The organism is Streptomyces tanashiensis (assembly GCF_014648895.1).
Taxonomy (GTDB): domain Bacteria; phylum Actinomycetota; class Actinomycetes; order Streptomycetales; family Streptomycetaceae; genus Streptomyces; species Streptomyces tanashiensis.
Map to the genome: position 1 here is coordinate 1 of NZ_BMRZ01000039.1, position 8,591 is coordinate 8,591.

Genomic DNA, 8,591 nt, shown 5'->3' on the forward strand with positions numbered 1-8,591 from the left:
GCCTCACGCGGCGAGATCCCGAAGAACCCCGCATCGAACCGACCCGCCTCATGCAGGAAGCCGCCCCGCTGGACGTACGTCGTCCCCGGATTGTCCGGATCAGCGTCGAACAGACCCTCCAAGTCCCAACCACGATCCACCGGGAACCCCGACAGACCCTCACGCCCCTCACTCACCATCCGCCACAAAGACTCCGGACTCGTCACACCACCCGGCAGACGACACGCCATCCCCACGATCGCGATCGGATCGTCGTCCGTGGAGACGGAGGCGGCCGGGGCGAGGGGAGCGGCGGCGGACGTGCGTCCGCCGAACTCGTCGCGCAGGTGGCGCGCGAGGGCGCGCGGGGTCGGGTAGTCGAAGATCAGCGTGGCGGGGAGCTTCACGCCCGTCGCCGTGCTGAGCCGGTTGCGCAGCTCGACCGCCGTCAGCGAGTCGAAGCCGGCGTCCTTGAACGCCTTGTCCGCGTCGACGCGTTCGACCGTCGCGTGTCCCAGCACGGTCGCCGTGTGGGTACGGACCAGATCGAGAAGGGTCTTCTCCTGGTCGGCGGGCGCGAGGCCCGCCAGGCGCTGGGCGAGGGCGTTGCGGTCACCCGCACCGGCCTGGACCGTGCGGCGGCCCAGGCGGACCAGACCGCGCAGCACCGGCTGCACACCGCCGCCGGCCGTGGCCTCCGCCCGTACGGCACGCAGGTCCAGCTTCATCGGGACGAGCAGGGCCTGCTCCCCCGCGACGGCCGAGTCGAAGAGGTCCATGCCCTCGGCGGAGGACAGGGCCAGGACACCGCCGCGGCCCATGCGGGCCTGGTCGGCGGCGCCGAGGTGACCGGTCATGCCACCGGACGTCTGGGCCCAGAGGCCCCAGGCGAGGGAGACACCCGGCAGGCCCGCCGCACGGCGGCGGAGCATCAGGGCGTCGAGGTAGGCGTTGGCAGCGGCGTAGTTGCCCTGACCCGCCGAGCCGAAGATGCCGGCCGCGGAGGAGAACACCACGAACGCGTCCAGGTCCAGGCCACGCGTCAGCTCGTCCAGGTGATGGGCGGCGGCGGCCTTCGGGGCGAAGACGCCCGCGAGACGGTCCTCGTTCAACGCGCCCAGCAGGCAGTCGTCGAGGACGCCGGCCGTGTGGATCACACCGCTCAGTCGGCGCTCGGCGGAGATGCCGTCCAGCAGACCGGCGACGGCGTCGCGGTCGGAGACGTCACAGGCGACGACCGTCGCCGTGGCACCCGCGACTGACAGCTCCTCCACCAGCTCCGCGGCACCCTCAGCCGCCGCACCGCGACGGCTCGCCAGCACGAGGTGACGCACCCCGTGCACCGAGACCAGATGACGGGCCAGCACGCCCGCGAGGGAACCCGTACCACCGGTGATCAGAACTGCGCCCTCAGGATCGAAGACCCCCTCACCGGCACCGGTCACAGCAGCGGCACGCGCCAGACGCGGCACCGACACCACCGCACCACGCACCGCCACCTGCGGCTCACCCGCAGCCAGCACACCCGCGAGGAGACCGGAACCGATCTCGACACCCGGCTCCACATCCAGCAGCACGACCCGGTCCGGATACTCCGCCTGCGCGGCCCGCACCAGACCCCACACCGCAGCACCGGCGGCATCCAGCACACCGGACTCGCCGGCCGCGACCGCACCACGCGTGACCACCACCAGCGGCGACTCCGTGAGCGCGGGATCCGTGAGCCACGTCTGCAGCACACCCAGCACCCGGCTCAACAGGCCGACAGGAGCGCCGGCATCGACCGTGTCGACGGCCTCAAGCACCGCGACCGGCGGGACCACACCGCCCTCGACCAGCGACACGACATCCGCCGCATCCGTCACCACAGCAGCCGGAGCGTCGCCGCCACCGGAGACCGTGACCCCCGACAGCTCGGACCACTCCAGCCCGAAGAGCGAATCGGCACCGGCACCGGCGCCCGCGGCGTCCAGCTGCTCCGCCGACACCGGCCGCGACACCAGCGAATCCATCGTCAGCACCGGAGCACCCGACTCGTCCGCCGCGTCGAACGACAACGCGTCCGGACCACACGGAGCAACCCGCACCCTCAGCGCCGCCGCACCAGCCGCCTGCAGCACCACACCGTTCCACGCGAACGGCAGCGCGATGCCTTCCTCGGACGCGGCGCCGTCCTGGCCGTGGCCACCCACCGACACCGACTGCAGCGCGGCGTCGAACAGCGCCGGGTGCAGCCCGAACCGGCCTGCCTCCTCGCTCAGTTCCTTCGGCAGGGCCGCCTCGGCGAAGAGCTCCTCGCCCCGACGCCAGACCGCGCGCAGACCCTGGAACGCCGGCCCGTACACGTAACCGCGCTCGGTCAGGTCCTCGTAGAAACCATCCATGTCGACCGACTCGGCACCGGCCGGCGGCCACTGCGCGAAGTCGAACCGCGTCCCCACCGAAGCCGGAGCCACCGGAGACAGCACACCCGACGCGTGCCGGGTCCACACCTGCCCGCCGTCCTCCGCCGCGTCACCACGGGACGCGTACACGCCCACCGTGCGACGACCGGACTCGTCGGCACCACCCACGGCGACCTGGATGCGGACCGAGCCCTCCGTGGGCAGCACGAGCGGGGCATCGATGACCAGCTCGTCCAGCACACCGCAGCCGAACTCGTCGCCGGCGCGGACCACGAGGTCCACGTACGCCGTCCCCGGGACCAGGACCACACCGTGAACGGCGTGGTCCGCGAGCCACGGGTGCGTGCGCAGCGACAGACGGGAGGTGAAGAGCAGTCCACCGGTCGACGGAACGTCGACCTTCGCGCCGAGCAGCGGGTGGTCGGCGGCCGAGAGCCCGAGGGACGTGGCGTCCGAGGGGGCGTCCGCCGTCCGCAGCCAGTAGTGCTCGTGGTCGAAGGCGTACGTGGGCAGTGCCACGCGCGGTCCGCCGGCGACGCCGTTCGGCAGTACGGCCGTCCAGTCGACGTCCACACCCCGTACGAAGGCCTCGGCGAGGGCGTCGAGGAGCGTCTGGCTCTCGTCGCGCCCGTCCCGCAGCGCCGGCACGCAGACGACGTCCGCCGCGCCCGCGCCGTCCGCCTCGGCGGCCGATTCCCGGACGAGTCCGGTCAGGGACGCGCCGGGGCCGAGCTCCAGGAAGACCTGGCCGCCGTGCTCCCACGCGGCCTGGACACCGGCGGCGAAGAGCACCGGGCGGCGTACGTGCTCCACCCAGTACTCCGTGGTCCGCATCAGGTCGTCCTCGACGACGCGGCCCGTGACGTTCGAGACGACGGGGATGTTCGCCGGCTGCCACGCGACGGCGGCCAGTTCCCCGGCGAACTCGGCGAGCATCGCGTCCATCCGGGCGGAGTGGAACGCGTGCGACACCGCGAGACGCTTGACCTTGCGGCCCGACGCCTTGAGCTGCTCCGCGAGTTCGAGGACGGGGCCCTCGTCGCCGGAGAGGACCACGGACGCGGGCCCGTTGACGGCGGCGATGTCGACGCCCGTGACGGCCGTGGAGGCCAGCAGGGCGCGGATCTCGTCCTCGCCCGCCGCGACGGCCACCATCGCGCCACCGGTCGGCAGGACCTGCATCAGGCGGCCGCGGGCCGCGACCATCGTGGCGGCGTCCTTCAGCGACAGCATGCCGGCCGCGTACGCGGCGCTGATCTCACCGATCGAGTGGCCCATCACCACGTCGGGGCGGATCCCCCACGACTCGACGAGCCGGAACAGGGCCGTCTCGACGGCGAAGAGGGCCGCCTGGGTGTACACCGTCTGATCCAGCAGACGCGCGTCGGCGCCGTCCTCGTCGGCGAGGACCAGCTCGCGGATCGGGCGGGCCACCCATCCGGCGAGAGCCGCGTCGAGCTCCGCGCACGCCTGGTCGAACGCCTCGGCGAAGACCGGGTAGCGGGCGTAGAGGTCGCGGCCCATGCCGGCGCGCTGCGCGCCCTGGCCCGGGAAGAGCAGGACGAGCTTGCCCGTACCCGTGCGGGTACCGGACGTGGCACCGGCGCCGGACTCACCGGCGGCCAGCACGCGCAGACGGGCGAGGAGTTCCTCGCGGCTCGCGGCCACGACCACGGCGCGGTCCGGGAGGAGGGCGCGGTCGGAGAGGAGGGAGGCGGCCAGGCCGGCGAGCGGGACGTTCACGTCGTCCCCGGCGGACGCGGTCTTGTCGGAGGCCGTCTCGTCGGACTCCGTCTCCACGAGTGCCGTCTCGGCGAACTCCGTCTCGACGAACTCCGCCAGCCGCTGCGCCTGCCCGGCGAGCGCTGCCGCGCTCTTCGCCGACACGACGAACGGCAGCACCGCGTCACCCTCGGGCGCCGGACCCGCCTCGGTTACGGAGGCCGCCTGCGGCGCCTGCTCCAGGATGAGGTGGGCGTTGGTCCCGCTGACGCCGAACGACGAGATGCCCACGCGGCGCGGGCGCTCGGACTCGGGCCACGCGCGCTCCTCGGTCAGCAGCTCGACCGCGCCCGCCGTCCAGTCGACCTGCGGGGTCGGCTCGTCGACGTGCAGGGTGGCCGGAAGGATGCCGTGCCGCATCGACGCGACCATCTTGATGACGCTCGCCACACCGGCGGCGGCCTGCGTGTGACCGATGTTGGACTTCAGCGAGCCGAGCCAGAGCGGTCGGCCCTCCTCACGGCCCTGGCCGTACGTGGCAAGCAGCGCCTGCGCCTCGATCGGGTCGCCCAGCGTCGTCCCCGTACCGTGCGCCTCGACGACGTCGACATCCGCCGACGTCAGGCCGGCGTCGGCGAGGGCCTTGCGGATCACGCGCTGCTGCGCAGGACCGTTCGGAGCCGTCAGGCCGTTGGACGCGCCGTCCTGGTTGATGGCCGAACCTCGGACGACGGCAAGGACCTGGTGGCCGTTCCTGCGGGCGTCCGAGAGCCGCTCCAGCAGGACGACACCGACGCCTTCGGAGAGGACCGTGCCGTCGGCGGTGGAGGAGAAGGCCTTGATGCGGCCGTCGGCGGCCAGGCCGCGCTGGCGCGAGAAGCCCAGCACACCGGCCGGGGATCCCATGACGGCCACGCCGCCGGCGAGGGCCATGGTGCACTCGCCCTGCCGCAGCGCCTGGGCCGCCAGGTGGATCGCGACGAGGGACGACGAGCAGGCCGTGTCCACGGTCACCGCGGGACCCTCGAAGCCGAAGACGTACGAGACGCGGCCCGAGGCGACGCTGCCGGCGATGGCGGTCGTCGCGAAGCCCTCGAACTCCTCCGGCACCTGCTCCAGCGCACCGAGGTAGTCGTGGATGGAGACTCCGGAGAAGACACCGATGTTCGTGTCCTGCGCCTGCGTCGGGTCGATGCCCGCGCGTTCGAAGACCTCCCACGAGGTCTCCAGGAGCAGCCGCTGCTGCGGGTCCATCGCCATGGCCTCACGCGGCGAGATCCCGAAGAAGCCCGCGTCGAAGCGCCCGGCCTCGTGGAGGAAGCCGCCCTGCTGGACGTAGGACGTGCCCGCGTGGTCGGGGTCGGAGTCGAAGAGCCCGTCGAGGTTCCAGCCGCGGTCCGTCGGGAAGCCGGACATGCCGTCACGGCCTTCGTGCACCATCCGCCACAGGTCCTCCGGACCGGCGACCCCGCCGGGCAGGCGGCAGGCCATGCCGACGATGACGATCGGGTCGTCGTCCGTGGACACGGTGGTGCGCGCGGTGGGGGCCACGGCGGCCGTCTGACCGCTGAACTCGTCGCGCAGGTAACGCGCGAGGGCGCGCGGGGTCGGGTAGTCGAAGATCAGCGTGGCGGGGAGCTTCACGCCCGTCGTCGCGCTGAGCCGGTTGCGCAGCTCGACCGCCGTCAGCGAGTCGAAGCCGAGCTCGCTGAAGCCCCGGCCGCCCTGGGCCAGGTCGCCGACGTTGACGCCGAGGACGTCCATGGCCTCGGCGGCGATGATCTCCAGAAGGGTCTTCTCCTGGTCGGCGGGCGCGAGGCCCGCCAGGCGCTGGGCGAGGGCGTTGCGGTCACCCGCACCGGCGGCCTGGGCCGCGCGGCGGCCCGGACGGACCAGACCGCGCAGCACCGGCTGCACACCGCCGCCGGCGGTGGCCTCCGCCCGTACGGCACGCAGGTCCATCTTGATCGGGACCAGCAGCGCCTGGTCGCCGGCCACGGCGGAGTCGAAGTGCTCCATGCCCTCGGCGGAGGACAGGGCGAGGACACCGCCACGGCCCATACGGGCCTGGTCGACGGCGGCCAGGTGACCGGTGAGGCCGGTGACCTGCTCCCAGAGGCCCCAGGCGAGGGAGACACCCGGCAGGCCCGCCGCGCGGCGGCGGAGCATGAGGGCGTCGAGGTAGGCGTTGGCGGCGGCGTAGTTGCCCTGACCCGCCGAGCCGAAGATGCCGGCCGCGGAGGAGAACACCACGAAGGCGTCCAGGTCCATGCCGCGCGTCAGCTCGTCCAGGTGGTGGGCCGCGGCGGCCTTCGGGGCGAACACACCCGCGAGGCGCTCGTCGGTGAGGGAGGCGAGGACACCGTCGTCGAGGACGCCGGCCGTGTGGACGATGCCGGTCAGCCGGCGCTCGTTGGAGATGTCGTCCAGGAGCCCGGCGACGGCGTCGCGGTCGGAGACGTCACAGGCGACGACCGTCGCCGTGGCACCCGCGACCGACAGCTCCTCCACCAGCTCCGCGGCACCCTCAGCCGCCGCACCGCGACGGCTCGCCAGCACGAGGTGACGCACCCCGTGCACCGAGACCAGATGACGGGCCAGCACACCCGCGAGGGAACCCGTACCACCGGTGATCAGAACCGCGCCCTCAGGATCGAAGACCCCCTCACCGGCACCGGTCACAGCAGCGGCACGCGCCAGACGCGGCACCGACACCACCGCACCACGCACCGCCACCTGCGGCTCACCCGCAGCCAGCACACCCGCGAGGAGATCAGAACCGATCTCGACACCCGGCTCCACGTCCAGCAGCACGACCCGGTCCGGATACTCCGCCTGCGCGGCCCGCACCAGACCCCACACCGCAGCACCGGCCACGTCCGACACCTCGGACCCATCGCCGGCCGGCACCGCGCCACGCGTCACCACCACCAGCGGCGACTCCTCGAACCCGGGCGCCACCAGCCACGACTGCAGCACACCGAGCACCCGGCCCAGCAGCCCCACAGCACCATCGGCATCCGCACCGTCGACGGCCTCAAGCACCGCAAGCGGCGGGACCACACCGCCCTCGACCAGCGACACCACATCCGCCGCATCCGTCACCACAGCAGCCGGAGCGTCGCCGCCACCGGAGACCGTGACCCCCGACAGCTCGGACCACTCCAGCCGGAACAGCGAATCCACACCGGCACCGGCGCCCGCGGCGTCCAGCTGCTCCGCCGACACCGGCCGCGACACCAGCGAATCCATCGTCAGCACCGGAGCACCCGACTCGTCCGCCGCGTCGAACGACAACGCGTCCGGACCACACGGAGCAACCCGCACCCTCAGCGCCGCCGCACCGGCCGCCTGCAGCACCACACCGTTCCACGCGAACGGCAGGACGTTCCGGCCGTCGTCCTCGCGTGCCACGAAGGCGTTCGTGTGCAGAGCGGCGTCCAGGAGCGCCGGGTGCAGACCGAAGCGGCCCGCGTCCTCCCGCGGCTCACGCGGCAGGGCGGCCTCGGCGAAGAGCTCCTCGCCCCGGCGCCAGACGGCACGCAGGCCCTGGAACGCCGGCCCGTACGCGTAACCGCGCTCGGTCAGGTCCTCGTAGAAACCCTCGATGTCCACCGGCTCCGCACCGGCCGGCGGCCACTGCGCGAAGTCGAACCGCGTCCCCACCGAAGCCGGAGCCACCGGAGACAGCACACCCGACGCGTGCCGGGTCCACTCCTGTCCGCCGCTCTCCACGGCGTCACCACGGGACGCGTACACGCCCACCGTGCGACGACCGGACTCGTCGGCACCACCGACGGCGACCTGGATGCGGACGGCCTCGTCCTCGGGGAGCACGAGCGGTGCCCCGATCACGAGCTCGTCCAGTACACCGCAGCCGAACTCGTCACCGGCGCGGATGGCCAGGTCGACGTAGATGGTGCCGGGGATGACGACCGAGCCCTGGATCGCGTGGTCCGCGAGCCACGGGTGCGTGCGCAGCGACAGGCGGGAGGTGAAGACCAGCCCGTCCGACTGCGGCAGCTCGACGACGGCGCCGAGGAGCGGGTGGTCGGTGGAGGCGAGACCGACGGAGGCGACATCGGTGTCGGCACCCGTCATCTCGATCCAGTAGTGCTCGTGATCGAAGGCGTACGTCGGCAGATCCACGCGCGGAACGCCGACCACGCCAGCAGGCAGGACGGCCGTCCAGTCGACGTCCACCCCGCGCACGAACGCCTCGGCGAGGGACGTCAGCATGCGCCGCATGCCACCCTCACCACGACGCAGGGAGCCCACCAGCACCGGCGGGACATCTGCGGCATCCGCGATCTCGGAGACGGGCTGGAGCAGGACGGGGTGGGAGCTGACTTCGACGAAGACGCCGAAGCCCTCACCGATCAGGGAACGGACAGCCGGCTCGAAGCCGACCGTCTGACGCAGGTTCCGGTACCAGTACCCACCATCGAGCACACCCTCGGACTCGATCCAGGCACCGTCCACGGA

Annotated in this window: 1 protein-coding gene; it reads right to left on the bottom strand. The window is 72.8% G+C overall.

What is annotated here, in order from left to right:
- The coding region (locus IE237_RS40190; protein ID WP_189807177.1) for a type I polyketide synthase at positions 1-8,591 on the bottom strand (8,591 nt) is incomplete at both ends.